The following is a 24,991-nucleotide window of genomic DNA, read 5'->3' as shown; positions in this document are numbered from 1 at the left end:
AGCTGGTACTTACTGAACTGGTATCTTCCAAGCAGTTACCAGTTCAGTACGTGCCTTTCAAATAGGTACCTTTCAAGCTGGTAAAAAAACCGATGTTGAAATGGCTGGTTCGCACCGTACATACCGATGATCCCCGGGCGCTGGAAGCGGCGCTGCGCTGGTTGTACGGCTTCGTGCGGCCGCAGCGGTCGGCGATCGGCCTGGTGATGGCGCTGTCACTGTGCGCCTCGCTGCTGGTGCTGGCGCAGCCCTGGCTGACCAAGACGCTGATCGACGAGGGGCTGCTGGCGAAGGATTACGGCACGCTGCTGCAGACCGCGCTGCTGATGATCGCCGCCGGCCTGCTCGGTACCCTGCTGGCGGGTGTTAACCGCTACCTGCACACCCGGCTGTCCGGCCGCATCCTGTTCGATCTGCGTGACGACCTCTACCGTCATCTGCAGACCCTGTCTCCCGCATTCTACGGTCAGCGCCGGATCGGCGACCTGATGTCGCGACTGGATGGCGACGTAGCCCAGATCCAGCGCTTCGCGGTCGACTCGCTGTTCTCTGCGCTGTCCAGCCTGCTCGGCCTGGTCGGCGCGGTGGCGTTGCTGTTCGCGCTGTCCTGGCAGCTGGCGCTGATCCTGGCGCTGCTGGTGCCGCTGGAGGTGCTCTGGCTGAGCTGGATGCGGCGCAAGGTGGAGCGACGCAGCCGGATATTGCGCGAGCGCTCGGCCGATCTGTCCTCGTTCCTGGTGGAAACCCTGCCGGCGATGAAGTTCATCCAGTCGGTGGGCCAGGAGCGGCGCGAGGCGGGCCGGTTGCAAGGGTTGGGCGACCGCTACCTCGGCGATCTGCTGAAACTGCAACTGACCGAGTTCGTCACCCAGGCGGTGCCGGGCACGCTGACCTCCTGGTCGCGTGCCGGCGCCTTCCTGATCGGCGGTTACTGGGTAATTGAGGGGCAGTGGCAGCTGGGTGCGCTGATCGCCTTCTCCACTTACCTGGGGATGGCGGTCGGGCCGGTGCAGAGCCTGCTGGGGCTGTACGTGGCGGTGCAGCGGATGACCGTCAGCCTCGGCCGGGTGATGGAGCTGCGTCGCGAACAGCCGGAGATACGGCTGGCGGAGCGGCGGCTGCCGCTGCCGGATAGCGGCGGGCGGATCGAATTGCAGGCGGTTGGCTTCGGTTATGCCGGCCGTGAGCCGGTGCTGGCCGATGTCAGCCTGGTGATTCCGGCGGGCTTGAAAGTCGCGCTGAGCGGCCCGTCCGGCGTCGGCAAGTCGACCCTGATCGACCTGCTGCAGCGCCATTACGACCCGCAGCAGGGCGTTCTGCTGCTGGATGGTGTCGATCTGCGCCAGTGCGATCCGGCCGAACTGCGCCGCCGGGTGGCGGTGGTCAGCCAGGAGATCGTGCTGTTCCGTGGCAGCCTGGCGGACAATATCCGCTACGCGTCACCGGATGCGGACCCGCAGGCGGTGCGCCGGGCGGCCGAACAGGCCCAGCTCGGCGAGCTGATCGGGCAGCTGCCGCAGGGGCTGGATACGCCACTTGGTGAGCGGGGAGGGCAGCTGTCCGGCGGCCAGAAGCAGCGCATCGCCATCGCCCGGGCGCTGCTGCAGCAGCCGACGGTACTGGTGCTGGACGAGGCGACCTCGGCGGTCGACGAGGCCACCGAGCGGGAGATCATTGCCGCGGTGGATCGGCTGTTCGCCGGGCGAACCCGGATTCTGATCAGCCATCGGTTGTCGACCCTGGCCGATGCCGACCTGTATCTGCGGCTCAATCGTGGCACACTGTCGGTGGAGTCGAAGAGCGAGACGGCGATTGAGGAGAATCTGAATGGCTGAGCAGGTCCATGTCGGTATCGTAGATAGTGGCTACAGCGCGCGGCAACAGCCGCAGGTGGACAGCGCGATGCGCTATTTCCTGGACGACTGTGCGCTCTGGCAGGGCGAGCCCCAGCCGGATCAGCTGCTGCATGGCAGCCGGATACTCGATGTGATCGCCGCTCAGGCACCGAGGGCCCGCTTCGCCGTGGCGCAGGTATTCGACGAGCGTTTCACCACCACCCCGGTGCAGGTGGCTGCGGCGATCGACTGGCTGGTCGCCGAGGGGGTGCAGCTGATCAACCTCAGTCTCGGTCTGCTCCACGACCGTGAAGCACTGGCTGAAGCTTGCCGGCGTGCCGCAAACGCCGGGGTGATCCTCTGTGCGTCCAGCCCTGCCAAGGGCGATCCGGTCTATCCCGCCAGCTATCCCGACGTGATCCGCATGACCGGCGATGCCCGCTGTGCGCCGGGCCAGTGGTCCTGCCTAGAGACCCGCTATGCCGATTTCGGCGGTCATGTACGCAGCCTGGATGGCGAGAGTGCCGGTGCCAGTATCGGCACCGCTTTTATGAGCGGTCACCTGGCCCGCTACCTTGCCGAGGGTGGCGAACCGGCCGCCGCCGCCGCCCGTGACTGGCTGCGGCAACATGCCAGCTTCTACGGTGCAGAGCAGCGCCGGGCCTGATTCCTTAAATGACTCTTTTTTCCTGATTATTCCTGAAACGGTGAGCATGGCAGTCAAGCGAATACTGGTACTGGGCGGCGGTCCGGCCGGCGGTGCGGTGGCACTCGGCCTGGTCCGGCTCGGTTACCGGGTCGGTCTGATCTGCGAGCCACGGCCGTTCGTGGCGGTGGAGGGAGTCTCCGAGCGGGTGGTCGAGGGGCTGCGTGGCGCCGGCTGCGAGCGGGCGCTGGACTGCCTGCCGCCGCCTTCACCGCGCCAGGTGACCTGGAACGGTCAGACCAGCGCCGCCAATACCGAGCGACTGATTGAACGGCGATTGTTTGATGCCGGTATCGAGCAGGATCTGCTGAACAACGGCGTCGAGCTGATTCGTGGCCGGGTCGGTAAGGTTTCCACCGAGCCGGATATATCCGTCAGCTACCGCACCGACCAGGGCGAGCAGCGGCTGGCTGCCGATTTCCTGGTCGAGGCGCGGGGCCGTAGTGCGCCGTCCGCCCATCTGCAGCGGTTGCGTGGTGCCGAAACGGTGTCGCTGCTGCAGTACTGGCGCGGCGGAGCGGGTCAGCCTAAATCTGCGGTGCAGAGCTTCGCGGATGGTTGGGCCTGGTTGGCGCAGGCGGCCGACGGCACCCGTTACCTGCAGTTGACCTTCGATGTGGCCAGCAGCCGGTTGCCGCCGAAGGAGCGGCTGGTTGAGTACTGCACCGAACGGCTGCGAACCCTGGAGCAGGCGCAGCCGTTCCTGGCGGGTGCCGAACCGACCGGTGAACTGCATGCTCGTACCAGCACACCGATTCTCTGTCGCCAGGCGGTAGGCGACAACTGGATCAGGGTCGGCGACGCGGCGATGGCGGTCGATCCGCTGTCCGGCAACGGCATCTTCCAGGCGCTGTCGTCTGCCTTGCAGGCGCCGGCGGTGATCAACACCCTGCTGCAACAGCCGGAAAATGGCGCGCTGGCCAAGCAGTTCCATCAGCAGCGGGTCGACAGCCTGTTCTACCGTTTTGCCCGTATCGGGCGGGATTTCTATGCCATGGAAAGCCAGTGGCCGCAGCGGCCGTTCTGGCAACAACGCCGCCGCTGGCCGGACCGGCAACCGGTCCATCTGCCGCCGGATAGGGCGGCGGTCGAGGTCAAAACCCAGCCGGTGGTCGAGAACGGTTTGATCCGCCCGGCCGAGGTGGTGGTTACGCCGGATCAGCCGCTTGGCATCTGGCACCTGGTCGGTATCGAACTGGCACCGCTGGTCAAAGCGGCGCAGCGATGTGGCGGCGGTGAGTCGTTGGAACAGGTGATCGCGCAAAGGAAGCTTCCGGCCGAGTGCTCCCAGATGCTGCTGCACTGGCTGCGCCAGCAAGGTTTTTGATGCGATTTTATGTCGGGTCGACTCCGGCCGTTGCCATTGTAGGGGCGACTTCCGTTGACCAAGCGCCGGCAGCGGTGGTGTTGTAGGGACGACTTTAGTCGACCAGGAGCCCGCAGGGCTTCATATCAGGTTTAACGGTCCGGGGCGATGAAATCCTGCCGTAGTCAGTGCCGTAGTAAGTGCCGGAGAATGCGGCAGCGATTGAGGCTACTAGCTGGAGATACAAAAACAGAAAAGCGCACGAGAAAAACGCACGATAAGCGTTGACTGCTGATTAGGAGGATTTGTACATGGGCCGGGCGGCCACTAAATAAAGCTAAGCAGAAGGGTAATCAAAAAAGCGAGTAAATGGTCGGGGTGACAGGATTTGAACCTACGACCCCTGCCTCCCGAAGACAGTGCTCTACCAGGCTGAGCTACACCCCGACACTTCTCGCTGACTTTTCAGTGGCTATCAGTCTAACTGATTGATAACCAAAAGAAAAATCTTTGATTAATCCGTTCCTAAAAGACTGTCTCTCAAGAACGGAGGCGCAGTATAATGCCGCTTCCGTAAGCTGCCAAGTGTTTTTTTGAAAAAAATCAAATGGATGAATTGAGTTCGATTTTAAAGACCTATGCGCTGGTGGTTGGCGCTGAATTCGGCGACAAGAGCCAGTTGGTCTGCATGGCGCTGGCGGCACGCTACCGGGCGCTGCCGGTGGTGTCCGGCGCGGTCTCCGCTTTCGCGCTATTGAACCTGCTGGCGGTCACTGTCGGCGCGGTGGTGGCGCTTTGGTTGCCGCAGTGGCTGGTAATGCTGGCGGTGGCATCGCTGTTCACGCTGTTTGGCGTGCTGGCGCTGCGTGGCGAGGAGGAGGATGACGATGAGGAGGACACCCGGGTCGGGCGCTATCTGTTCTGGTCGGTATTTGGCTTGATCTTCATGGCCGAGTTGGGCGATAAAACTCAGCTGGCGATCACCGGGCTGGGCGGTGTCGAACCACCGGCAGCGGTCTGGTTGGGTGGCACCCTGGCGTTGGCGACCACCTCGATCGCCGGAGTCTGGGCGGGGCGGATGCTATTGCAGCGGTTCCCGGTGGGTCTGATCCATAAAGTCGGTGGCGGGCTGTTCCTGCTGTTCGCGGCGCTGGTCTGGTGGCAACTGGCGGAACGTCTGATGGGGTAGGCCGGTGCCGCTTGCTATGATCGGCCTGCCGCTGTTTCACGCGGCTGTTGGCTCAAGACTGTAAACTGGCAACTTAAGGAAGGAGTAGCGGGATGTTGGCCGGGCTGTTGATGATCATGGGCTGTCAGTTGCTCGGCGAGGCGCTGGTTTATCTGCTGGCGATCCCGGTGCCCGGCGCGGTGGTTGGCATGGTGCTGATGCTGATCGGTCTGATGCTTAACGGCGCGGTGCCCGAGGGTTTGCGCGGCGCTAGCGAGGGACTGCTGCGCTACCTGCCTCTTATGCTGGTGCCCTCCGGTGTCGGCCTGATGGTGCACTTCGAACTGATCGCCCGTGATTGGCTGGCGATCTCGCTGGCGCTGCTGGCCAGTACGGTGCTGACGTTCGCCCTGACGGCGCTGCTGATGCAGAAGCTGCAGTCGACGCGGGGAGGGGAGTGAACCTGATGTGGCAGCATTTCGCGGCGATGCCGCTACTGTGGATTCTGGTGACCGTGGCGGTCTATCTGGCGGCCGGATGGTTGAACCAACGCTGTGGCCGCACACCGCTGCTGCACCCGGTAATCGTATCGCTGTCGCTGATCATTCTGCTGCTTAAACTGACCGAAATCGACTACGCCACTTATATTGAGGGCGCCGCTTTTATCAAGTTCCTGATGGGGCCGGCGATCGTGGCGCTGGCGATTCCTCTGTACGACAATCTGCACCGGGTACGTGAGATGCTGTTGCCGCTGCTGATTGGCTGTGTGGTCGGTGCGCTGGTGGCGGCATTGAGTGCGGTTGGCATCGGTTGGCTGCTGGGAGCGGATGTAACCACCCTTTTGTCGTTGGCACCCAAGTCGGTGACCTCGCCGATCGCCATCGAAGTGGCCGACAAGATCGGTGGCTACGGTTCTCTGGCGGCCGGTTTGGTGTTGATCACCGGTGCGCTGGGCTGCCTGATGGCCCCTCTGTTGTTCAAATTGCTGCGCATCGACGATCCGGCGATCCGCGGCTTCACTCTCGGGGTGAGTGCCCACGCCATGGGTACCGCCTTCGCCTTCGAATATGGCGCCTTGGCCGGGGCGTTCAGCGGTCTGGCGATGGGGATGGTCGGAACCTTTACCGCTTTTGTGTTGCCGTTGCTGGTTGAGATGATTGCACTGACCGGCTGAGCGTCCGGTTCTGCCTTTGGTCTATTTGCCAATTTTGTTGCAGAGCGGTAAAGTTCGCGCCAAATTTCCTGTCCGTATTTCGACCCCCGGTAGTGATCCGCGATGACCCCTTTAGAGCGCTATAAGAAAGACCTGGAACGTGACGATTTCTCCTATGATCCGGCCCAGGAGATGGCGATCAACAACTTGCAGCGTCTTTATGACGACCTGGTTGCGGCTGCCGATCAGCCCAGGCAGGGGCTGATGCAACGGTTGCGCGGCCGGTTCCGCAAGGAGGAAGTCGCACCGGTCAAGGGGCTCTACTTCTGGGGCGGGGTAGGGCGTGGTAAGACCTACCTGATGGATACCTTCTACGACAGCCTGCCGTTCGAGCAGAAGATGCGGACCCACTTTCACCGCTTCATGCAGCGTGTCCACCGGGAGCTGAAAGAGCTGGATGGCACCCCGAACCCGCTGGTGCAGATTGGCCGGAAATATGCCGAGGAAGCACGGGTGATCTGCTTCGACGAGTTCTTCGTTTCCGATATCACCGATGCGATGATCCTTGCTGGTCTGCTGGAACAGCTGTTCGCCAACGGCGTATCGCTGGTGGCGACCTCCAATATCGTGCCGGACGGCCTCTACAAGGATGGTCTGCAGCGGGCCCGCTTCCTGCCGGCGATCGATCTGCTGAACCGCCATACCGAGGTGCTGAATGTCGACGGCGGAGTGGACTATCGGCTGCGGGCGCTGGAACAGGCTGAACTGTATCACTGTCCGCTGGACGACAAGGCGGATCAGAGCCTGAACTGCAGTTTCGAAAGTCTGGCGCCGGATCTGGAAGAGGTGGTCGAGGGCGAGCTGTTGGAGGTGAATGGCCGCGAAATCCGCAGTCGTCGCTGCTGCGAGGATGTGGTCTGGTTCGATTTCAAGGATCTGTGCGACGGGCCGCGTTCGCAAAACGACTACATCGAACTGGCTAAAGTGTTCCATGCGGTGCTGGTCTCCAACGTGCCGCAGCTGGGCCGTAAGAATGACGATGCGGCGCGCCGTTTCATTAACATGGTCGACGAGTTTTACGACAGTGGCGTCAAGCTGATCCTGTCGGCTGAGGTGCCGATCCATCAGATCTACACCGAGGGGCGGCTGGCATTCGAAATCGAACGTACCCAGAGCCGTCTGCTGGAGATGCAATCGCACGAATATCTGGCCCGCGAGCACCGTGCCTGAGTCGTTTTATTGTGGCTTTGTGCTTGTGGCTTGCTGTGTCATCCCCTATAATGCGCGCCGCTCATCCGGTTCTATCGGGTGGCGGGTATTGAATGTTGTCGGCGCTTAATCGGCGACAACCAATAATTATAAGCCAGGCCGGTGCCGCTTTTTAGGTGCGCGAGGTCTGAGATTGTATAGGTAAATAAATGAAAACATTTACTGCTAAGCCAGCCGAAGTAAAACGCGACTGGTATGTTGTAGACGCAGAGGGTAAAACCCTGGGTCGTCTGGCTACCGAAATTGCGCGCCGTCTGCGCGGTAAGCACAAGCCGGAATACACTCCGCACGTTGATACTGGCGACTACATCGTTGTCGTAAACGCTGAGAAGGTAAACGTGACCGGCAACAAGCGTGCTGACAAAATGTACTACCGTCACACCGGTTATCCGGGCGGCCTGAAGGAAACTTCCTTCCAGAATATGATCGAAACCTTCCCGGAGCGCACCATCGAGATCGCCGTTAAAGGCATGCTGCCGAAAGGTCCGCTGGGTCGCGCCATGCACAGCAAGCTGAAAGTGTACGCAGGTGCTGAACACCCGCACCAGGCACAGCAGCCGAAAGAACTGAACATCTAAGGGGAAGGCAGATATGACTACTCAGTATTACGGCACTGGCCGTCGTAAGACCTCTACCGCGCGTGTATTCCTGCGTCCGGGTACTGGCAACATCACTATCAACAACCGCTCCCTGGAAGAGTTCTTCGGTCGCGTAACTGCACGCATGATCGTTAAGCAGCCGCTGGAGCTGACCGAGACTTCTGACAAGTTCGACGTTTACGTTACTGTCGCTGGTGGCGGTGGTACTGGTCAGGCGGGTGCGATCCGTCACGGTATTACTCGTGCGCTGATGGAGTACGACGAAACTCTGCGTCCGACTCTGCGCAAGGCGGGCTACGTTACCCGTGACGCCCGTGAGGTTGAGCGTAAGAAAGTCGGTCTGCGTAAAGCACGTAAGCGTCCTCAGTTCTCCAAGCGTTAATTTTTCGTTTCAACGCTTTTCGAACGACGCAAAAAACGCTCGTATCCCTTTGGGTGCGGGCGTTTTTTTATGTCTGGGCGAAGTCAATACTTTGGCCTAAAGCCGCGGCTGGTAGGGGCAATTCACCTTGTAAGCAAGGGGCATTTTCTTTACTATTTGGGCCATTTTTAAAATCCATGTTTCCGTGGTTTTATTACTTAACGGCTGACCGAAATCTGCACTAAAAGCAGGTAAGGAAAGGCTGATTGAGGGGAGATGATAATGAGCAATGACGGCGTGAATAAGGGGCGGCGTCGTCTCCTGATCGGTGCCACATCCGCAGTTGGTGCGGTAGGTGCTGTCGGGGCGGCCGTTCCGTTCGTGGCTTCCTGGAATCCGAGTGCCAAGGCGAAAGCTGCTGGTGCTCCGGTGAAGGTTGATGTAAGTAAACTGGAGCCGGGTCAGCAGATGATCGTTGAATGGCGTGGTAAGCCGGTGTGGATTGTCCGTCGTGACAAGACTGCGCTGGATAACCTGGCCAAGATCGGCGGCCGCCTGGCCGATCCGGAATCTGCGGTACCTCAGCAGCCGGCCTATGTGCCGGGTACGCCGAACCGCTCGCTGAAAGAAGAGATCGTGGTGCTGGTCGGCATCTGTACCCACCTGGGTTGCTCGCCGACTTACCGTCCGGAAGTGGCGCCGGAAGACCTGGGTGACGATTGGGTCGGTGGTTTCTACTGCCCATGTCACGGCTCCCGTTTCGACCTGTCCGGTCGCGTATTCAAGGGCGTCCCGGCGCCGTCCAATCTGGTGATCCCGCCTCACAGCTATGTTGAGGAAAACGTCATCGTCGTTGGTGTTGATCAGGAGGTGGCATAATGGCTGGTTACCGCAACAAGGGGAATCCAGGTCTGATGGGCTGGATTGATGATCGTTTCCCGGCCACGGCGATGTGGGAAGATCACCTGTCCAAGTACTATGCACCGAAGAACTTCAACTTCTGGTACTTCTTCGGCTCGCTGGCGCTGCTGGTGCTGGTCAACCAGATCCTGACCGGTATCTGGCTGACGATGAGCTACAACCCGTCTGCGGAAGGTGCATTCGATTCCATCGAATACATCATGCGCGATGTCGAGTTTGGCTGGTTGCTGCGCTATATGCACTCCACCGGTGCATCCGCCTTCTTTGCTGTCGTCTACCTGCACATGTTCCGTGGCATGTTGTACGGCTCCTATCGCAAGCCGCGCGAACTGGTGTGGCTGTTCGGTATGGCCATCTACCTGGCGCTGATGGCCGAAGCCTTCATGGGCTACCTGCTGCCGTGGGGCCAGATGTCCTACTGGGGTGCCCAGGTAATTGTTTCGCTGTTCTCCGCGGTGCCGGTGATCGGTGAAGATCTGGCGCTGTGGATCCGTGGTGACTACCTGATCTCCGGCGTGACCCTGACCCGTTTCTTCTCGCTGCACGTGATCGCGCTGCCGATCGTGCTGCTGGCGCTGGTGGTGCTGCATATCATCGCGCTGCACGAAGTGGGTTCCAACAACCCGGATGGCGTTGAGATCAAGGACAACAAGGACGAAAACGGCGTGCCGCTGGATGGTATCCCGTTCCACCCGTACTACACCGTGAAAGATATCGTCGGTGTGGTGGTGTTCCTGTTCGTATTCTGCACCATCATCTTCTTCTTCCCGGAAGGTGGCGGTTATCTGATCGAGGCGCCGAACTTCGAGCCGGCCAACCCGCTGAAGACGCCTGAGCATATCGCGCCGGTATGGTACTTCACCCCGTTCTACGCCATGCTGCGTGCCGTGCCGCCGATCGCCGGTTCCCAGTTCCCGGGTGTGGTGGTGATGGGTGCCGCGATTGCAATCCTGTTCGTGCTGCCGTGGCTGGATCGCAGTCCGGTTAAATCCATGCGCTACAAGGGCATGATGAGCAAGGTCTGGCTGCTGATCTTCGCTGTGTCCTTCGTAATCCTGGGTTACCTGGGCGTGGTTTCCTCCACTCCGACACGTACCCTGGTGGCCCAGATCTGTACTGCACTGTACTTCGCGTTCTTCCTGCTGATGCCGATCTACACCAAGATGGAGAGCACTAAACCGGTTCCGGAAAGGGTTACAGGCTAATGAAAAAGTTTCTGATTGCATTTGTCATGGCTGTGCTGCCGTTGGCAGCAAATGCAGCGGGTGGTGCCGGTGTACACCTGGACCACATGGAAGTAGATCTGGAGAACAAGGCGTCTCTGCAGCGTGGTATGAAGACCTTCGTCAACAACTGCATGGGCTGTCACTCCGCTAAATATCAGCGCTACGAGCGCGCTGCCCAGGATCTGGGTATGCCGAATGAGCTGGTCGAGCAGTACCTGATCCTGGGTGACCAGAAGATCGGCGAGCAGATGACCATCGCAATGAGCGCCAAGGATGCTTCGGGCTGGTTCGGTGCGCCGCCGCCCGATCTGACCCTGGAAGCGCGTCTGCGTGGCCCTGACTGGTTGTACACTTACCTGCGTAGCTTCTACCAGGATGAGTCCCGTCCCTGGGGTGTCAACAACGCGGTGTTCAAGGACGTAGGTATGCCGAACGTGCTGGAGTACCTGCAGGGTACCCAGCTGAACCACTGCTCTCCGGAGCAGATGCGCGCCGAAGCCGCTATCGATCCGCTGACCGGCAAGGAAATGGGCAAATGCCTGACCGTGGTCGAGGGTAGCGGTGAGCTGTCCGAAGAGGAGTTCGACAAGGTTGTTTACGATCTGGTCAACTTCCTGGCGTACATCGGTGAGCCGTCCAAGCTGGACTCGCACCGGATCGGTACCTATGTGCTGATCTTCCTGGTGCTGTTCTTCTTCGTCGCTTTTGCGCTGAAGAAAGAATACTGGAAGGACGTTCACTAATACGCCTGTGTTACACTAGCGTTCTGGAATGCGCGGTCCCGACGGGCCGCGCATGTTTTTGTATCAGTTTCATTTATAACGGGAGTGTTCGATGGGCGTTGTGGCCAAGCGTTCTTCCATGACCTTCTACTCTGATGGTGAAGATCATTACAGCCACCGGGTACGCATTGTACTGGCGGAAAAGGGTGTTGCCGTTGAGATCATCGACTGTAAAGAGGATGAGCTGCCGGAGGATCTGGCATCGCTGAACCCTTATAACAGCCTGCCGACATTGCTCGACCGTGAACTGGTGCTCTATGAGCCCAATGTGATGATGGAGTATCTGGACGAGCGGTTCCCGCATCCGCCGCTGTTGCCGGTGTATCCGGTGGCGCGTGCCGAGAGTCGTTTGTTCATGCATCGCATCCAGCGTGACTGGTGCGTGCTGGTGGATACCCTGGTCGCAGGTAAGGCCGATGCGGCGGAGCTGGAGCGCTGCCGTAAGGAGTTGCGTGACAGCCTGGTGGCGATCGCGCCGATCTTCAACGAGAAGCCGTTCTTCATGAGCGAAGAGTTCAGCCTGGTGGATTGCTGTCTGGCACCGATCCTCTGGCGCCTGCCGGCGCTGGGTGTCGAACTGCCGGAAGCGCAGTGCAAGCCGTTGCTGAAGTACATGGAGCGGCTGTTCGAGCGAGAGTCCTTCCAGGCGAGCTTGTCTGACGCAGAGCGTGAAATGCGCGACTGAGATCGTTCTTGATCTGCTTGCGATTTGGAAAAGGGATGGCGTTGCTCATCCCTTTTTTGTTTACTGAGAGCCTGTTTGAGGAGGTCCGATGAAACCAAGTAGGCCCTATATCCTGCGGGCGCTGTATGACTGGCTGCTGGACAACGATGCCACCCCCTATCTGTTGGTGGATGCCACGGTTGACTATGTCAGTGTGCCGACCCAGTTCGTCAACGACGGTCGTATCGTGCTGAACGTCTCTCCCGGTGCGGTGCGGGGATTGCATATCGATGACGAGGCGCTGAGCTTCAATGCCCGCTTCGGCGGTCAGCCGATGGATATCTATGTGCCGATGGCGGCACTGCTGGCGATCTATTCGGCGGAAGATGGGTCCGGCATGGGCTTCGGCATGGAGCCGGGCGCCGAGGCTTATCTGCAGGCTGAGCCTGCCGCCGAGGCGGCGGAGGACGCTGAGCCTGCGGGTGATGAGCCGTCCGAAGAGGAGGCCAAGCCTGCGGCTAAGCGGCCGACACTGAAGGTGGTTAAGTAGCGGTCATTTTAGCTGGGTTGGGTGGCTGTTAACTCAAAGCTGTTAACTCATCGCTTAAAACAAAAAGGGAGCTATGCTCCCTTTTTTGTTTTCATATGTTGTCTGTCGCGCGTCAAATCAGGGCTGATCGATATACTCGAAGATCTTGATGATCTTCTGCACTCCGCTGATCCCCCGGACGATCTGAACCGCGGTGTCGGCCTCGGCATGGCTGACCAGCCCCATCAGGTAGACGGTGCCGCCGTCGGTGACCACCTTGATGCGGCCGCCGTCGATCGCTTCGTTTGCCAGCAGCTGGGTCTTCACCTTGGTGGTCAGCCAGGTGTCGTTGGTGCGGGCCAGGGCAGAGCTGGTGCCGGAGATCGTCAGCTCGTTGTGGATGCGGCGTACCTTGCGCACCTCGCTGACGATCTGCTCCGCTTCCTGCTTGGTGTACTCGCTGGGTACCTGGCCGGTCAGCAGGACGATGCCGTTGTAGCTGACCACGCTGACGTTGGCAGCCTTGAGCTCCTCGGAGCCGGCTGACAGGTTAATCAGCGCCTTGGTTTCGATCAGTTCATCGTCGACATAGGAGCCGAGGGTGCGATGGCCGGGTGATTGCTGGACCGGTTGGCCGTCGCTCAGCATGCTGGCGCAGCCGGACAGTAGCAGCGTGGTACCCAGGATAATGGCGGCTAATGGCGTCTTCATCAGTACTCGCTTCCAAACAGTTGATAGTCAATCAGGTCGCACAGCGTATGCAGCAGCATCAGGTGTGCGTGATGTACCAGTACGGTGTCGTCGGCCGGTACGCAGATCTCCACTTCCTCGGGGCCCAGCAGGCTGGTCATGTCGCCGCCGTCGCCGCCGGTCAGGGCGATCACCAACATCTCCCGGTCGTGGGCTGCCTGGATCGCCTGGATCAGGCTGGCGCTGCGACCGTGTGGCGAGATGATCAGCAGGATATCGCCGGGTTGGCCGAGGGCGCGGATCTGTTTGGCGTAGACGTCGGCGAAGGTACTGTCTTCGCAGATGCCTGTCGCCACCGCGGCGTCGGCACAGAGCGACATCGCCGGCAGGCCCGGGCGTTCGTTGCGGAACCGGTTCAGCAGCAGGGCGGCGAAGTGTTGTGCCAGGCCGGCTGAGCCGCCGTTGCCGCAGCACAGGATTTTGCTTTCACTGACCAGGGTATGCAGAAGAAGTTCGCCGGCATGCGCGATAAGTGGTGTGTACTGCTCAATGGTGACCGCGTTGACCTCCATCGAATTGTGAAAGTGGTTGATGATGCGCTCTTCTAACTCCATCCCTTACTGCACTCGGTCAAATTCTAAATGCGTCTTTATACCATACCGGCTGCCCGGCTGCCGCCTTTCCCTCGAAGGCGATCACATCGAACCGGCAGGGGGCGTCCGTACAGTTGTGCTGCTGTAGGTAGTAGCTGGCGGTTTTTATCAGTCGCAGTTGCTTGCGGTGATCGACCGAAAGGGCTGCGCCGCCAAAGCTGTCATGGCGTCGTTGGCGTACCTCGATAAAGACCAGCTCGCGGCCGTCGCGCATGATCAGGTCGATCTCGCCCCAGCGGCTGCTGAAATTGCGCTTGACCGGGCGAAGTCCCTGTTGCTTCAGGTACCGCTCGGCCCGTTGTTCGGCGTCCTTGCCGATCTGTTGTCTGTCCATGGGGTTCAGCGTTGCTCCGGTTGCCAGCTTTGCGGCAGGCCATTACGGAAGATCGCCCAGTCCAGCTGGCGGGCCACCCGGCCCTGGTTATCCACCGACAGCCGGCCGGTTTCACCCTGCAGGGCGGCCTGCGGCAGGGCGGCCAGCTGTTGCAGGTAGGGGTGTAGCTGGTAGGCATCCAGGCCCAGCGCGTAGAGTCGGCCGAAACGGGTGTCGGTATCCTGGCGCAGCTGCTGCAGCGCACGTTTGCCAGCGGACGGGCTGGCCAGGTTCCAGGGGATGTCGACAAAGCGGATGCCGCTCAGGTCCTGGTCGGTCATCGGGTTGTTGAAGCCGGCGTAGACGTGTGAGGTGGCATAGATCGGCAGGTCGTTGGCATAGTGGAACGACAGGGTCGGCTTGATCTGGCGGGCGTCGCCCGGCAGTGCTGACAGGAAGACCGCGTCCAGGTCCTGGCGGCGGCGTTCCTCGAAATGGACCTTGTGGTCGCGCACCAGTTGTCGGATCCGGTCGGCGCGCTTTTTGCTCATGTCGGTCGCCATCAGTCGGCTGACGGTGGTGTTGAAACTGTCGTCGTCACCGAACTGGTCGTGGGTCGTTACGATGCCGCCGAGGGCGCGGAAGCGTTCGTCGAAGGCGGCGGCGACTCGCTGACCCCAGCCGCTGTTGGCGGTCAGTACGGCAATCTTGCGGTGGCCGTCCTGCCAAGCGCGTTCCGCCGCTTGGCGGGCTTCATCCTCGGCGGCCAGGCCGAACTGGTACAGCTGGTTGGTTTGTGCGGTGTTGGTGTCGTCAGTGGCGTAGTTGAGCGCCAGCACCGGCGCCGGCAATTGGCCGGCAAGGCTGAGCTGCTGGACATAATCCTTATCCAGCGGGCCGATCACCAGATCGATCTGCTGCTGCTGGATTACTTCGATCAGCTGGATCGGGCTGCTGATCTGGCTGGCATCCAGCATGCTGAGGCGGGGCACCGGCTCGCCATTGTCCTGGGCCTGGTAGTAAGCGGTCATCACCCCTTCGCGGATAGCGCGGGCCGGTTTTGCCAGCGGGCCGCTCTGTGGCAGTAGCAGCGCGATGTGCTGGATATTGGTCGAGCCGGCCTGCAGGGCCTGCAGTGCGGAGGGCGGTTGCTGGTTGGCGGGGTGGCTCTCCCATAGCGTGCGCCAGCGGTTCAGGGCGCTGCTTTGCTGGCTCAGGTCGCGGGCCTGGTGCAGTGCGTAGGCGAGTTCGAACCAGCCTTGCTCATAGTAGTTGTTGCTGCTGCGCTCAGTCAGTTGGCTGACCTGCTCGCTGCTGAGCTGGCTCAGGGATGACCAGATGCGGTCGCGGAACGGGATTTCGCCATCCGGCTGCAGCCGGCTGAGGCGGATCAGCTCGAGGGTTTCGCCGAGCGGGTCCTGTTTCTGGCTGTACGCCTGCAGGCGCAGCTCGCTGAGGCGGGTTTCGCTGTCGGCCGGCAGTGGGGCGGTGGTCGGTAGTGCCAGGTATTTCAGTGCCTGGTCCGGCTGCTGTGCCTGTAGCGCGCGTTCGGCGCGCAGCAGGGCGATCTGCCAGTTCAGGCTGGGCGGCAGCAGGCGGGTGTCGATCTGGTCGAGCAGGCGCTGGGCGTCGAAGTCGCGGCCGATCTCGCTAAGCAGGGTGGCCGCTTCCGCCTTCAGTCGGGCGGCCTGGATCGGCGCGGCCCGCTCTGCTTCGTTCAGCAGTTGTTCGACACGCTGCATCCGGTCCATTTCACGCTGTTGCGCCGTGTCGGCCGGCGGTGTAACGGTGGTCGGCGCGCTACAGCCCGCCAGGGTCAATGCCAGTACTGCCGCCAGAGACAGTCGCCTGTTAATCATCATATACTTCCTCGCCCCAGCTTGAGGATGGAATCAATATGCAAGATACCGCGCTTTATGTGGTGGCCACGCCGATCGGAAACCTGCAGGACATGACGCCGCGTGCGGTCGATGTGCTGAATCAGGTTGCGGTGATCGCTGCAGAGGATACCCGTCATAGTGCGCGTCTGATGGCGCACTTTAACATCAAAACCCCATTGATTTCAGTGCACGAGCACAACGAACGGCAACGGGTTGAGCGTATTTTGCAGTATCTGTCCCAGGGTGAGAGTGTAGCCCTGATCTCTGATGCCGGAACCCCGGTGATCTCCGATCCCGGTTTCGTGTTGGTGCGGGCGGTGCGCGAGGCGGGTTTCCGGGTGGTGCCGGTGCCGGGCTGCGTGGCGTTCGTCACCGCGCTCTGCGCTTCCGGGTTGCCCAGTGACCGGTTTTCCTTCGAGGGCTTTCCGCCGGCCAAGAGTCAGGCGCGGCAGCAGTTCTACCGTGAGCGTGAGACGTTGCCGCACACGCTGGTGTTTTACGAATCGCCGCACCGGATTCTGGCATCGTTGACCGATATGGCCGAGGTGTTTGGGCCGCAGCGGCGGGCGGCGGTGGCACGTGAGTTGACCAAGACCTTCGAAACGATCCATTGCGCGCCGCTGGCTGAGTTGCTGGACTGGATGGCGGCGGACAGTAATCAACAGCGCGGCGAGTTCGTGCTGATGGTGGAGGGGGCGGTGCCGAAGCCGGCCGATCAGCTGGATGACGAGGCGTTGCGGGTGCTGGATATCCTGCTGGCCGAGCTGTCGGTCAAGCAGTCCTCGGCGCTGGCCGCGCAGATCACCGGTATCAAGAAAAAATTGCTCTATCAGGCCGCGCTGGAGCGCAGCTGACTTGCGCACAGCCGTTAAGCTGGTATCCTTCGCCGCGAGGAGTTCGCCGGACAGTCGCTGCCGCGTTTTGCGCGGGGGAGGAAAGTCCGGGCTCTATAGGGCAGGGTGCCAGATAACGTCTGGGCGGCGCGAGCCGACGGAAAGTGCAACAGAAAGTAAACCGCCTAAGTACCTTCGGGTACCGGTAAGGGTGAAACGGTGCGGTAAGAGCGCACCGCGTGGGTGGCAACACTCCACGGCGATGGTAAACCCCACTCGGAGCAAGACCAAATAGGGACCCTTAAGGTGCGGCCCGCACCGGGTCCGGGTAGGTCGCTGGAGGTGTATGGTGACGTACATCCTAGATGAATGACTGTCTACGACAGAACCCGGCTTACAGGCGAACTCCTCACTATTTTTCCCGCACGGATCGCTCTTCCGCTACCTGGCAACAGGTAATCCCTTGATTGCTAAGCAACTATTTTTCACTACCTGAAAACACCCTCCATTCGTCATTCCTGAATTCGTTAATCGCTTGATTTTACGGGCGGTTGCGGGTTGTTACAGCCTTGCATTGGTAGGGGTTAGTTTCTATAGTGTGTTCTCGTGGGGTATTGTGGGGAAAAGTGGATAATTTTGTGGTTTAAGTGGCGTTATGTTCCGTGGCGTAAATCCAATCAATCTCGATGCCAAAGGCCGACTGGCCATACCGGCGCGCTACCGCGAACAGATCGCGGTGAGCTGTGACGGGCATCTGGTTGCCACCATCGACACCGAAGAACGTTGCTTGCTGCTTTATCCGCTGCCCGAGTGGGAGGTTATCCAGACGAAGATCGAAGCGCTGCCGAGTTTTAACCCGGCGGCCCGTCGAATCCAGCGCCTGTTGATCGGTCATGCCACCGATCTGGATATGGATGCCAACGGCCGGCTGTTGTTGCCGGCGCCGCTGCGGGAATACGCTGATTTGGACAAGAAGATTGTCCTGCTCGGCCAGGGGCGCAAGTTCGAAATCTGGAGCGAAGCGCACTGGCTCAGCACTAGGGACCAGTATCTGGAAGATGTAGAAGGCGGCATGGCGCTGCCGGAAGAGATGCAGTCACTTTCTCTTTAACTCAGGAACTTGCGGCGGATGAGTCGGGAACTGAAACATATTACGGTGCTGCTCGACGAAGCGGTCCGGGAACTGGTGCAAGACCCGGATGGGTTCTACATCGACGGTACTTTCGGGCGTGGTGGTCACAGCGCACTGGTGCTGGAGCAGCTGTCCGACAACGGTCGGCTGATGGCGATCGACAAGGACCCGGTGGCGATCGCCCATGCCGGCGAACGGTTCGCCGACGAGCCGCGTTTCGCCATCGAACACGGCTCCTTTGCCCAGCTGCAGCAGTTCGTCACCGCGCGCGGCCTGCAGGGCAAGGTGGCCGGCGTACTGCTGGACCTGGGTGTCTCCTCCCCTCAGCTCGATGATCCGACGCGCGGCTTCAGCTTTCTGCAGGATGGCCCGCTCGATATGCGGATGAACCCGGGTGTCGGTGAAAGCGCCGCCGAGTGGATCGCCCGTGCCGACGAGCGCGAAATCGCCGATGTGATCTACACCTACGGTGAAGAGCGCCACTCACGCCGCATGGCGCGCGCGATCGTCACCGAGCGCGAACAGAATCCGATTACCACCACCGCCCACCTGGCGCGGATCATCAGCGAAGCCAATAAAAGCTGGGAGAAGGGTAAGCACCCGGCGACCCGTGCCTTCCAGGGGATTCGCATCCATATCAACCGCGAGCTTGAAGATCTCGAGCAGTGCCTGGAGCAGGCACTGGAGATGCTGGCGGTCGGCGGTCGGCTGGTGGTGATCAGTTTCCACTCGCTGGAGGATCGTATCGTCAAGCGTTTCATCCGCAAGCACGTCAAGGGCGACGAGCACCTGCCGCCGGGTATTCCGGTGACCCAGGAGATGCTGCGCCAGCGGTTGAAGTCGATCGGCAAAGCGGTCAAGGCGGGTGACCGGGAAGTGGGTGATAACCCCCGCGCGCGCAGTGCGGTGATGCGGGTGGCGGAAAAGGTCGCCTGATGAAGCAGCGGATCCTCGACCTGTGGCGACGGTTGCGGTCGGCGCCTGTTGAGGCTCCGCTGGAGTCCGGTTCGCTGCCGTTGGCGACGGCCGCCGAGCTGGTCAGGCCGCTGCTGATTTTGCTGGTGTTGGTGCTGACGGTGCTGCTGTCCAGCGTGGCGGTGATTTTCAGCGCTTACCAATACCGGCTGCTGTTCCATCAGCACCAGACACTGGTGCAGCAGCGTGATGATCTGCAGGTGGAGTGGGGGCAGCTGCTGCTGGAACAGAGCGCTTGGGCGGCCAATAACCGGGTCGAGATCCAGGCGCGCAAGCGATTGAATATGTTGGTACCGGAACCCGGTGTAATCGAGATTGTGCGCCATGGCCAGTGAGCAGCTCGAAAAGGAACCTATTCAGGAAGCGTTACACCAGGCGCGCGGCTGGCGGCTGGGCTTGGTGCTGGTCGCACTGTTGCTGATTGCCGGTGCTATCGCCGGCAAGATGTTCAGTTTGAACGTGCAGGAGCAGGAGTTTCTGCAGAGCCAGGGTGATGCCCGTAGCCTGCGTACCGTGCAGCAACCGGCCCATCGAGGCTTGATTGTCGATCGCAACGGCGAACCGCTGGCGGTCAGTGCACCGGTGGCGACGGTTTGGGCGGATCCGGCCAAGACCGATCTGCAGCACCCGTCACTGGGCAAGCTGGCCAGTGCCCTGTCGCTTAATCGACAGCGAATGATAAAGCGGCTGGCCGATAACCGCAGTCGGCGTTTTCTCTACCTGAAGCGCCAGGTATCGCCGGAGGTGGCCGAGCGTATCCGCCAGCTGGATGTGCCGGGCATTCATGTCGACCGGGAGTACAAGCGTTACTATCCGGCGGCCGAGGTGACCAGCCACCTGGTCGGCTTTACCAACCTCGATGGTGAAGGGGCCGAAGGGGTCGAACTGGCCTATGACGACTGGTTGCGGGCCGAGGCGGGCCAGCAGTTGGTGATGAAGGATCGCCTCGGACGTACCATCAAGCATATCCGTTCGGTATCGCCGGCCCAGCATGGCAAGGAGCTGAAGCTGACAGTCGACCTGCGATTGCAGTATCTGGCTTATCGTGAGCTGAAGGCGGCGGTGCAGGCGCATAATGCCGACGGCGGCTCGTTGGTGATGCTGGACGCCGCCTCCGGCGAGGTGCTGGCAATGGTCAATCAGCCCTCCTATAACCCGAATGATCCGAGCCAGCGACGTTCGGCGGCGCTGCGCAACCGGGCGCTGACCGATACCTTCGAGCCGGGTTCGACCATGAAACCGCTGACCATGGCGGCAGCACTGATGAGCGGCAAGTACAGCCTGGACAGCAAGGTGGATACCTCGCCCGGCTACCTGCGGCTTAAGGGCCACACCATTCGCGATCACCGCAACTATGGTGTGCTGGATCTGACCGGTATCATCACCAAGTCCAGTAACGTCGGTACCACCAAGCTTGCGTTAAGCCTTGATGAAGGCAGTGTGCGGAACATGATGTATAACGTCGGGCTGGGCCAGGTGACCGGCACCGGCTTCCCAGGCGAACGGACCGGTGTGCTGCCCTTCCTGCAAGCCAAGCAGGTGGTAGAGCGGGCCACCATGTCCTATGGCTATGGCTTGTCGGTGACCGCGTTGCAGCTCGCCCAGTCCTACCTGCCGCTGGCCAACCACGGCATATTGAAGCCGGTGTCGCTGGTGAAGGGGATGGAGGGTGACAAGCCGTTGCGGGTGATGCCCGGCCAGGTGGCGGATGAAGTATTGCAGATGATGGAAACGGTGACCCAGCGTGGCGGTACAGGCCGGCGGGCGACGGTGCCGGGCTACCGGGTCGGCGGCAAGACCGGCACCACCCACAAGGTCGGTGGCAGCGGTTACCTGGATGACCAGTATATGTCGGTGTTCGCCGGCATCGCACCGGTCAGCAATCCGCGGCTGGTGACGGTGGTGATGGTCGACAACCCGAAAGGGCAGGAGTATTACGGCGGCGAAGTGGCGGCGCCGGTGTTCAGTCGTTCGATGGCCGGTGCGCTGCGACTGCTGAATGTGACGCCGGACAGCTGGCCGGAGAACAACACACAGGTGGTATCACGTTGATGAAATGGGAAGCTTGCACATTGGGCGATCTGCTGCCGTCGCAGCTGCCGGACGAACTGGCCGGCCTGCAGGTGCAGGGTGTGGCGCAGGACAGCCGGGAGATCGCGGCCGGCGATCTGTTCGTGGCCCGCAGCGGCTTGCGCCACCGTGGCGTGGATTTTATCGAGCAGGCGGCAGCGGACGGTGCGGTCGCGGCAATCATCGATGCCGACGAGCATCAGCCGGAGCAGCATTGGCCGATTCCGGTTATCCCGGTAGCAAACCTGGCCGGGCAGGTTGGCCCGATCGCGGCGCGGTTCTATGGCAATCCGAGCCGCCAGATGCGTATCGTCGGTATCACCGGCACCAACGGTAAGACCTCCTGCAGCCACTTCATTGCCCAGGCTCTGGAGACGTTGGGGCACCGTTGTGCGGTGATCGGCACCGTCGGCAACGGTTTTATCGGCCAGTTGCATGAGAGCAAGCACACCACGCCGGATGCGGTCGGCCTGCAGCGGCTGCTGGCCGAACTGCGCGCCGAGGATGCCGAAGTGGTGGTGATGGAGGTGTCCAGCCACGCGCTGGAGCAGTACCGGGTCGCCGGTATCGAATTCGATGTGGCACTGTTCACCAACCTCAGCCGCGACCATCTCGACTATCACGGCAGTATCGACGCTTACGGCGCCGCCAAGGCCCGACTGTTCACCGATTACCCGCTCAGTGGCGCGGCGATCTGGTGTGACGACGCCTTTGGCCAGCGCCTGCACAATCAGCTGGCCGGCGCGGATATGACCCTGCTGTCGGTAGGGGAGACCCGCGCCGACCTGCGTGCCGAGGAGATTGAGCTCAGCGGTCAGGGGATCAGCGCGCTGCTGCGTACCCCCTGGGGCAATGTCCACCTGCGTAGCCAGGTGGTCGGCCGGTTCAACCTCACCAACCTGATGCTGTCCGCGGCGGCGCTGGGGTTGTTGGAAGTCGGTGTTACCCAGATCGAACAGGGGCTCAATGCCGTGCTGCCGGTGGCTGGACGGATGCAGCGGATCGGCGGCGGTGAGCAGCCGCTGGTGGTGATCGACTATGCCCATACCCCGGATGCCCTGCAGCAGGCGCTGAGCGCCCTGCACGGCCACCTCGACGGGCGGCTGATCTGCGTGTTCGGTTGCGGCGGCGACCGCGACCAGGGCAAGCGCGCCCAGATGGCGCAAGTGGCGGAGCAGTGGGCCGACCTGGTGGTGGTCACCAGCGACAACCCGCGTACCGAGAATCCGGATGCGATCATCGAGATGGTGCTGGAAGGCCTGGTCGGCGATAAGCCGAAGCTGGTGGAAGCCGATCGTCGCATCGCCATCGAGCGGGCGATCGCCGAGGCGCGGCCGGGCGATATCGTACTGATCGCCGGTAAGGGCCATGAGACCTACCAGGAGATCGACGGCCAGCGCTATCCGTTCTCCGATCTGGAAGAAGCGCAGCGTTGCCTGGAGGGCGCGGCCGATGATTGAGCCGATGTCGCTGACACAACTCCAGCAACAGCTGGCGGCCGAACTGCAGGCGACGCTGCATGGCGACCCGGTCAGCTTCCGGCGCGTCAGCACGGATACACGGAGCCTGCAGCCCGGCGACCTGTTTGTCGCCCTTAGCGGGCCGAATTTCGATGGCCAGCGTTTTCTGGCGCAGGCCAAGGAACGCGGTGCGGTGGCCGCGGTGGTGCAGCAGCGCCAGCCGGTTGAGCTGCCACAGTGGCAGGTCAGCGACAGCCGTATCGCACTGGGTAAGATCGCGCAACTGAACCGGCAGCAGTTCGCAGGACCGGTGTTCGCGGTAACCGGCAGCAGTGGCAAAACCACCGTTAAAGAGATGCTGGCTTCCATCCTGCGGCAGCAGGGTGAGGTGCTGGCGACGAAGGGGAATCTCAATAACGATATAGGCGCGCCGCTGACCTTGCTGGAGATCGCCGGGCACCATCAGGCGGCTGTCATCGAGCTGGGGGCCAGCGCGGTAGGCGAGATCGCCTACACGGTGGCCCTGACCCGACCGGATGTGGCCATCCTCAACAATGCGATGGGCGCACACCTGGAAGGTTTCGGCTCGCTGCAGGCGATCGTCCGGGCGAAGGGTGAGATCTTCGACGGGCTGCTGCCGGGCGGTTGTGCGGTCGTTAATCTGGACGACCCCAATGCCGACAGCTGGCTGAGCCAGACCGCAGAGCGGCGCCGACTGACTTTCGGCGTCGACAATCCGGCAGCGGATGTCGAAGCCTGCCAGCTGCAGCGGCTGGACAACGGCTGCTATCGCTTTATGCTGCGCCACGGCGACCGGCAGGTGGCGGTCGAGTTGCAGGTGATGGGACGTCACAACGTGGCCAATGCCGCCGCCGCGGCCGCCGCCTGTCGGGCGCAGGACCTTTCGCTGGAACTGATCGCCAGCGGGCTGGCCGGTTTCCAGGCGGTGCCGGGGCGGATGTGTCCGAAACAGTCGGCCCAGGGTGCCCTGTTGATCGACGACAGTTACAACGCCAACCCCGCTTCGGTCAAGGCGGCGGTGGATGTATTGGCCGGCCTGCCGGGCGAGCAGCGGGTGCTGGTGCTGGGCGATATGGCCGAGCTCGGCGACACGGCCGCCGAGCAGCATGCCGAGGTTGGCCGCTATGCCGCCGAGCAGGGCATCGACCGGTTGCTGGCGGTGGGCGCATTGAGCTGTCACACGGTGGCGGGATTCAACGGAATAAATGAAGGTCGGGCGGCGCTGTTCGAAGATCGTCCGGCACTGGTTTCAGCACTGGCAGCGCTCAGCCGTCCGGGTGTGCGGTTGCTGGTCAAGGGGTCGCGCAGTGCGGCAATGGATAGGGTTGTAGCTGCACTGGTTGAAGGAGCATAAGCAACAATGTTGTTATTACTGGCAGATTTTCTGTCGCAATTTTATAGCGGATTCGCGGTATTTCAGTACATCACCCTGCGCGGCATCCTCGGTGTGCTGACCGCGCTGGCGATCTCGTTGCTGCTCGGCCCCCGCCTGATCGCCCAGTTGCGCGCCAAGCAGATCGGTCAGTCGGTGCGTGACGACGGCCCGCAGAGCCACCTGAGCAAGGCCGGCACGCCGACCATGGGCGGCGCGCTGATCATCCTGGCGATCGGTATCAGCACCCTGCTGTGGAGCGACCTGAGCAACCGCTATGTCTGGATCACCCTGCTGGTGACGCTGATCTTCGGCGCGGTCGGCTGGGTCGACGATTACCGCAAGGTGGTGGAGAAGAACTCCCGTGGCCTGCCGGCGCGCTGGAAATATTTCTGGCAGTCGGTCGGTGGCCTGGGCGCCGCCGCGGTGCTCTATTTCACTGCCCATAGCCCGGCGGAAACCCAACTGATCGTGCCGTTCTTCAAGCAGCTGGTGGTGCCGATGGGCGCCTTCTTCATCGTGTTCACCTACTTCGTGATCGTCGGCAGCTCCAACGCGGTCAACCTGACCGACGGCCTGGACGGGCTGGCGATTATGCCGACCGTGATGGTGGCCGGCGCGCTGGCGGTGTTCGCCTACCTGACCGGTCATGCCGGCTTCGCCGAGTACCTGCTGATCCCCTATGTGCCGGGGGCCGGCGAACTGATCATCTTCTGCGGTGCGATTGTTGGCGCCGGGCTCGGCTTCCTGTGGTTCAACACCTACCCGGCCCAGGTGTTCATGGGCGATGTCGGTGCGCTGGCGCTGGGTGCCGCATTGGGCGTGGTGGCGGTGATCGTCCGCCAGGAACTGGTGCTGGTGATCATGGGCGGGGTGTTCGTGATCGAGACCATTTCGGTGATCCTGCAGGTCGGCTCGTTCAAGCTGACCGGCCGGCGGATCTTCCGGATGGCGCCGTTGCACCACCATTTTGAACTGAAAGGCTGGCCCGAACCGCGGGTGATCGTGCGGTTCTGGATCATCACCGTGATCCTGGTGCTGATCGGCCTGGCCTCGTTGAAGATACGATAAGG

26 protein-coding genes, 1 tRNA gene and 1 other RNA gene are annotated in these 24,991 nt (G+C 61.5%); 23 read left to right on the top strand and 5 right to left on the bottom strand.

What is annotated here, in order from left to right:
• Positions 1-92 precede the first annotated feature (92 nt).
• The 3 genes from K6T12_RS08470 to qhpG are packed head-to-tail and all read left to right on the top strand — an operon-like array spanning position 93 to position 3,868.
• Positions 93-1,835, top strand: coding sequence for an ABC transporter ATP-binding protein (locus tag K6T12_RS08470; RefSeq protein ID WP_222221404.1), 1,743 nt, complete (start codon positions 93-95; stop codon positions 1,833-1,835).
• Complete coding sequence (gene qhpE / locus K6T12_RS08465) at positions 1,828-2,502, top strand: subtilisin-like serine protease QhpE (protein ID WP_222221402.1); 675 nt, start codon at positions 1,828-1,830, stop codon at positions 2,500-2,502. Before K6T12_RS08470 ends, qhpE begins: the two co-directional genes overlap by 8 nt.
• Positions 2,503-2,548: 46 nt before the next feature.
• Complete coding sequence (gene qhpG / locus K6T12_RS08460) at positions 2,549-3,868, top strand: flavin-dependent monooxygenase QhpG (protein ID WP_222221400.1); 1,320 nt, start codon at positions 2,549-2,551, stop codon at positions 3,866-3,868.
• A 349-nt stretch (positions 3,869-4,217) separates the two neighbouring features.
• Here qhpG and K6T12_RS08455 read toward each other — a convergent pair.
• Positions 4,218-4,294, bottom strand: a tRNA-Pro gene (locus K6T12_RS08455).
• Between the two features lie 160 nt (positions 4,295-4,454).
• Between K6T12_RS08455 and K6T12_RS08450 the strand changes: the two genes are divergently transcribed.
• The 11 genes from K6T12_RS08450 to K6T12_RS08400 all read left to right on the top strand — a co-directional run bounded on the left by K6T12_RS08450 (position 4,455) and on the right by K6T12_RS08400 (position 12,540).
• Positions 4,455-5,036, top strand: coding sequence for a TMEM165/GDT1 family protein (locus K6T12_RS08450; RefSeq protein ID WP_222221398.1), 582 nt, complete (start codon positions 4,455-4,457; stop codon positions 5,034-5,036).
• Positions 5,037-5,128: 92 nt separating this feature from the next.
• Complete coding sequence (locus K6T12_RS08445; protein ID WP_222221396.1) at positions 5,129-5,476, top strand: CidA/LrgA family protein; 348 nt, start codon at positions 5,129-5,131, stop codon at positions 5,474-5,476.
• 5 nt (positions 5,477-5,481) lie between these two features.
• Positions 5,482-6,189 (top strand): LrgB family protein, encoded by a 708-nt coding sequence (locus K6T12_RS08440; RefSeq protein ID WP_222221394.1) that lies wholly within the window; start codon positions 5,482-5,484, stop codon positions 6,187-6,189.
• 102 nt (positions 6,190-6,291) lie between these two features.
• Positions 6,292-7,398, top strand: coding sequence for a cell division protein ZapE (gene zapE, locus K6T12_RS08435; RefSeq protein WP_222221392.1), 1,107 nt, complete (start codon positions 6,292-6,294; stop codon positions 7,396-7,398).
• Between the two features lie 188 nt (positions 7,399-7,586).
• Positions 7,587-8,015 carry a 50S ribosomal protein L13 gene (gene rplM, locus K6T12_RS08430; RefSeq protein ID WP_222221390.1) on the top strand — a complete coding sequence of 143 codons (429 nt, stop codon included), beginning with the start codon at positions 7,587-7,589 and terminating at the stop codon, positions 8,013-8,015.
• Between the two features lie 13 nt (positions 8,016-8,028).
• The gene (rpsI, locus tag K6T12_RS08425) at positions 8,029-8,418 is read left to right on the top strand and encodes a 30S ribosomal protein S9 (RefSeq protein WP_222221388.1); all 390 of its coding nucleotides are present in this window, start codon (positions 8,029-8,031) and stop codon (positions 8,416-8,418) included.
• A gap of 261 nt (positions 8,419-8,679) precedes the next feature.
• On the top strand, positions 8,680-9,276 hold the full coding sequence (gene petA / locus K6T12_RS08420; RefSeq protein ID WP_222221386.1) for a ubiquinol-cytochrome c reductase iron-sulfur subunit: 597 nt from the start codon (positions 8,680-8,682) through the stop codon (positions 9,274-9,276).
• Positions 9,276-10,523 carry a cytochrome b gene (locus tag K6T12_RS08415; protein WP_222221383.1) on the top strand — a complete coding sequence of 416 codons (1,248 nt, stop codon included), beginning with the start codon at positions 9,276-9,278 and terminating at the stop codon, positions 10,521-10,523. The genes petA and K6T12_RS08415 overlap by 1 nt, the downstream gene beginning before the upstream one ends.
• A complete protein-coding gene (locus K6T12_RS08410; RefSeq protein WP_222221381.1) occupies positions 10,523-11,287 on the top strand; it encodes a cytochrome c1 in 765 nt (254 codons plus the stop codon). The genes K6T12_RS08415 and K6T12_RS08410 overlap by 1 nt, the downstream gene beginning before the upstream one ends.
• 91 nt (positions 11,288-11,378) lie before the next feature.
• Positions 11,379-12,011, top strand: a complete 633-nt coding sequence (gene sspA, locus K6T12_RS08405; RefSeq protein WP_222221380.1) for a stringent starvation protein SspA — start codon at positions 11,379-11,381, stop codon at positions 12,009-12,011.
• An 88-nt stretch (positions 12,012-12,099) separates the two neighbouring features.
• Complete coding sequence (locus K6T12_RS08400) at positions 12,100-12,540, top strand: ClpXP protease specificity-enhancing factor (protein WP_222221379.1); 441 nt, start codon at positions 12,100-12,102, stop codon at positions 12,538-12,540.
• A 117-nt stretch (positions 12,541-12,657) separates the two neighbouring features.
• On the opposite strand, the gene K6T12_RS08395 is transcribed toward K6T12_RS08400, so the two are convergent.
• From K6T12_RS08395 to K6T12_RS08380, 4 genes are read right to left on the bottom strand one after another with little or no spacing between them, the layout of a single operon-like run.
• Positions 12,658-13,230: a BON domain-containing protein gene (locus K6T12_RS08395; protein ID WP_222221378.1), complete on the bottom strand. Its 573-nt coding sequence runs from the start codon at positions 13,228-13,230 to the stop codon at positions 12,658-12,660.
• Positions 13,230-13,823: an SIS domain-containing protein gene (locus K6T12_RS08390; protein ID WP_222221377.1), complete on the bottom strand. Its 594-nt coding sequence runs from the start codon at positions 13,821-13,823 to the stop codon at positions 13,230-13,232. Before K6T12_RS08390 ends, K6T12_RS08395 begins: the two co-directional genes overlap by 1 nt.
• A gap of 16 nt (positions 13,824-13,839) precedes the next feature.
• A complete protein-coding gene (locus K6T12_RS08385; RefSeq protein ID WP_222221376.1) occupies positions 13,840-14,196 on the bottom strand; it encodes a YraN family protein in 357 nt (118 codons plus the stop codon).
• Positions 14,197-14,201: 5 nt separating this feature from the next.
• Positions 14,202-16,034: a penicillin-binding protein activator gene (locus tag K6T12_RS08380; protein WP_222221375.1), complete on the bottom strand. Its 1,833-nt coding sequence runs from the start codon at positions 16,032-16,034 to the stop codon at positions 14,202-14,204.
• Positions 16,035-16,072: 38 nt separating this feature from the next.
• Here K6T12_RS08380 and rsmI point away from each other — a divergent pair, with 38 nt between their 5' ends.
• The 9 genes from rsmI (at position 16,073) to mraY (ending at position 24,989) form a co-directional block, all read left to right on the top strand.
• Positions 16,073-16,909, top strand: a complete 837-nt coding sequence (gene rsmI, locus K6T12_RS08375) for a 16S rRNA (cytidine(1402)-2'-O)-methyltransferase (RefSeq protein ID WP_222221374.1) — start codon at positions 16,073-16,075, stop codon at positions 16,907-16,909.
• Positions 16,910-16,947: 38 nt separating this feature from the next.
• Positions 16,948-17,301, top strand: an RNA gene (gene rnpB, locus K6T12_RS08370) — RNase P RNA component class A.
• A gap of 242 nt (positions 17,302-17,543) precedes the next feature.
• Positions 17,544-17,999, top strand: coding sequence for a division/cell wall cluster transcriptional repressor MraZ (mraZ, locus tag K6T12_RS08365; protein WP_222221373.1), 456 nt, complete (start codon positions 17,544-17,546; stop codon positions 17,997-17,999).
• A gap of 18 nt (positions 18,000-18,017) precedes the next feature.
• Positions 18,018-18,956, top strand: a complete 939-nt coding sequence (rsmH, locus tag K6T12_RS08360) for a 16S rRNA (cytosine(1402)-N(4))-methyltransferase RsmH (protein WP_222221372.1) — start codon at positions 18,018-18,020, stop codon at positions 18,954-18,956.
• Positions 18,956-19,330, top strand: coding sequence for a cell division protein FtsL (gene ftsL, locus K6T12_RS08355; RefSeq protein ID WP_222221371.1), 375 nt, complete (start codon positions 18,956-18,958; stop codon positions 19,328-19,330). Before rsmH ends, ftsL begins: the two co-directional genes overlap by 1 nt.
• Positions 19,320-21,047 (top strand): peptidoglycan D,D-transpeptidase FtsI family protein, encoded by a 1,728-nt coding sequence (locus tag K6T12_RS08350; RefSeq protein ID WP_222221370.1) that lies wholly within the window; start codon positions 19,320-19,322, stop codon positions 21,045-21,047. Before ftsL ends, K6T12_RS08350 begins: the two co-directional genes overlap by 11 nt.
• Positions 21,047-22,525, top strand: a complete 1,479-nt coding sequence (locus K6T12_RS08345; protein ID WP_222221369.1) for a UDP-N-acetylmuramoyl-L-alanyl-D-glutamate--2,6-diaminopimelate ligase — start codon at positions 21,047-21,049, stop codon at positions 22,523-22,525. Before K6T12_RS08350 ends, K6T12_RS08345 begins: the two co-directional genes overlap by 1 nt.
• Positions 22,518-23,900, top strand: coding sequence for a UDP-N-acetylmuramoyl-tripeptide--D-alanyl-D-alanine ligase (locus tag K6T12_RS08340; RefSeq protein ID WP_255611633.1), 1,383 nt, complete (start codon positions 22,518-22,520; stop codon positions 23,898-23,900). The genes K6T12_RS08345 and K6T12_RS08340 overlap by 8 nt, the downstream gene beginning before the upstream one ends.
• Before the next feature lie 6 nt (positions 23,901-23,906).
• On the top strand, positions 23,907-24,989 hold the full coding sequence (gene mraY / locus K6T12_RS08335) for a phospho-N-acetylmuramoyl-pentapeptide-transferase (RefSeq protein WP_222221368.1): 1,083 nt from the start codon (positions 23,907-23,909) through the stop codon (positions 24,987-24,989).
• Positions 24,990-24,991: the final 2 nt, after the last annotated feature.

The sequence above is a fragment of the Marinobacterium arenosum genome (assembly GCF_019795155.1).
Classification (GTDB): domain Bacteria; phylum Pseudomonadota; class Gammaproteobacteria; order Pseudomonadales; family Balneatricaceae; genus Marinobacterium_C; species Marinobacterium_C arenosum.
The sequence above is the reverse complement of the archived record's forward strand: the minus strand, read 5'-3'. Positions and strand labels throughout refer to the sequence as shown.

What these genes read in the sequence shown, in the direction of transcription:
- K6T12_RS08410 (WP_222221381.1), top strand. Translation starts at nt 10,523, where the DNA reads ATGAAAAAGTTTCTGATTGCATTTGTCATGGCTGTGCTGCCGTTGGCA.
- rsmI (WP_222221374.1), top strand. Translation starts at nt 16,073, where the DNA reads ATGCAAGATACCGCGCTTTATGTGGTGGCCACGCCGATCGGAAACCTG.
- K6T12_RS08445 (WP_222221396.1), top strand. Translation starts at nt 5,129, where the DNA reads ATGTTGGCCGGGCTGTTGATGATCATGGGCTGTCAGTTGCTCGGCGAG.
- petA (WP_222221386.1), top strand. Translation starts at nt 8,680, where the DNA reads ATGAGCAATGACGGCGTGAATAAGGGGCGGCGTCGTCTCCTGATCGGT.
- K6T12_RS08470 (WP_222221404.1), top strand. Translation starts at nt 93, where the DNA reads ATGTTGAAATGGCTGGTTCGCACCGTACATACCGATGATCCCCGGGCG.
- zapE (WP_222221392.1), top strand. Translation starts at nt 6,292, where the DNA reads ATGACCCCTTTAGAGCGCTATAAGAAAGACCTGGAACGTGACGATTTC.
- K6T12_RS08345 (WP_222221369.1), top strand. Translation starts at nt 21,047, where the DNA reads ATGAAATGGGAAGCTTGCACATTGGGCGATCTGCTGCCGTCGCAGCTG.
- rsmH (WP_222221372.1), top strand. Translation starts at nt 18,018, where the DNA reads ATGAGTCGGGAACTGAAACATATTACGGTGCTGCTCGACGAAGCGGTC.
- K6T12_RS08380 (WP_222221375.1), bottom strand. Translation starts at nt 16,034, where the DNA reads ATGATTAACAGGCGACTGTCTCTGGCGGCAGTACTGGCATTGACCCTG.
- K6T12_RS08440 (WP_222221394.1), top strand. Translation starts at nt 5,482, where the DNA reads ATGTGGCAGCATTTCGCGGCGATGCCGCTACTGTGGATTCTGGTGACC.
- sspA (WP_222221380.1), top strand. Translation starts at nt 11,379, where the DNA reads ATGGGCGTTGTGGCCAAGCGTTCTTCCATGACCTTCTACTCTGATGGT.
- K6T12_RS08340 (WP_255611633.1), top strand. Translation starts at nt 22,518, where the DNA reads ATGATTGAGCCGATGTCGCTGACACAACTCCAGCAACAGCTGGCGGCC.
- K6T12_RS08390 (WP_222221377.1), bottom strand. Translation starts at nt 13,823, where the DNA reads ATGGAGTTAGAAGAGCGCATCATCAACCACTTTCACAATTCGATGGAG.
- K6T12_RS08395 (WP_222221378.1), bottom strand. Translation starts at nt 13,230, where the DNA reads ATGAAGACGCCATTAGCCGCCATTATCCTGGGTACCACGCTGCTACTG.
- K6T12_RS08385 (WP_222221376.1), bottom strand. Translation starts at nt 14,196, where the DNA reads ATGGACAGACAACAGATCGGCAAGGACGCCGAACAACGGGCCGAGCGG.
- qhpG (WP_222221400.1), top strand. Translation starts at nt 2,549, where the DNA reads ATGGCAGTCAAGCGAATACTGGTACTGGGCGGCGGTCCGGCCGGCGGT.
- ftsL (WP_222221371.1), top strand. Translation starts at nt 18,956, where the DNA reads ATGAAGCAGCGGATCCTCGACCTGTGGCGACGGTTGCGGTCGGCGCCT.
- rplM (WP_222221390.1), top strand. Translation starts at nt 7,587, where the DNA reads ATGAAAACATTTACTGCTAAGCCAGCCGAAGTAAAACGCGACTGGTAT.
- K6T12_RS08400 (WP_222221379.1), top strand. Translation starts at nt 12,100, where the DNA reads ATGAAACCAAGTAGGCCCTATATCCTGCGGGCGCTGTATGACTGGCTG.
- qhpE (WP_222221402.1), top strand. Translation starts at nt 1,828, where the DNA reads ATGGCTGAGCAGGTCCATGTCGGTATCGTAGATAGTGGCTACAGCGCG.
- K6T12_RS08350 (WP_222221370.1), top strand. Translation starts at nt 19,320, where the DNA reads ATGGCCAGTGAGCAGCTCGAAAAGGAACCTATTCAGGAAGCGTTACAC.
- rpsI (WP_222221388.1), top strand. Translation starts at nt 8,029, where the DNA reads ATGACTACTCAGTATTACGGCACTGGCCGTCGTAAGACCTCTACCGCG.
- mraY (WP_222221368.1), top strand. Translation starts at nt 23,907, where the DNA reads ATGTTGTTATTACTGGCAGATTTTCTGTCGCAATTTTATAGCGGATTC.
- mraZ (WP_222221373.1), top strand. Translation starts at nt 17,544, where the DNA reads ATGTTCCGTGGCGTAAATCCAATCAATCTCGATGCCAAAGGCCGACTG.
- K6T12_RS08415 (WP_222221383.1), top strand. Translation starts at nt 9,276, where the DNA reads ATGGCTGGTTACCGCAACAAGGGGAATCCAGGTCTGATGGGCTGGATT.
- K6T12_RS08450 (WP_222221398.1), top strand. Translation starts at nt 4,455, where the DNA reads ATGGATGAATTGAGTTCGATTTTAAAGACCTATGCGCTGGTGGTTGGC.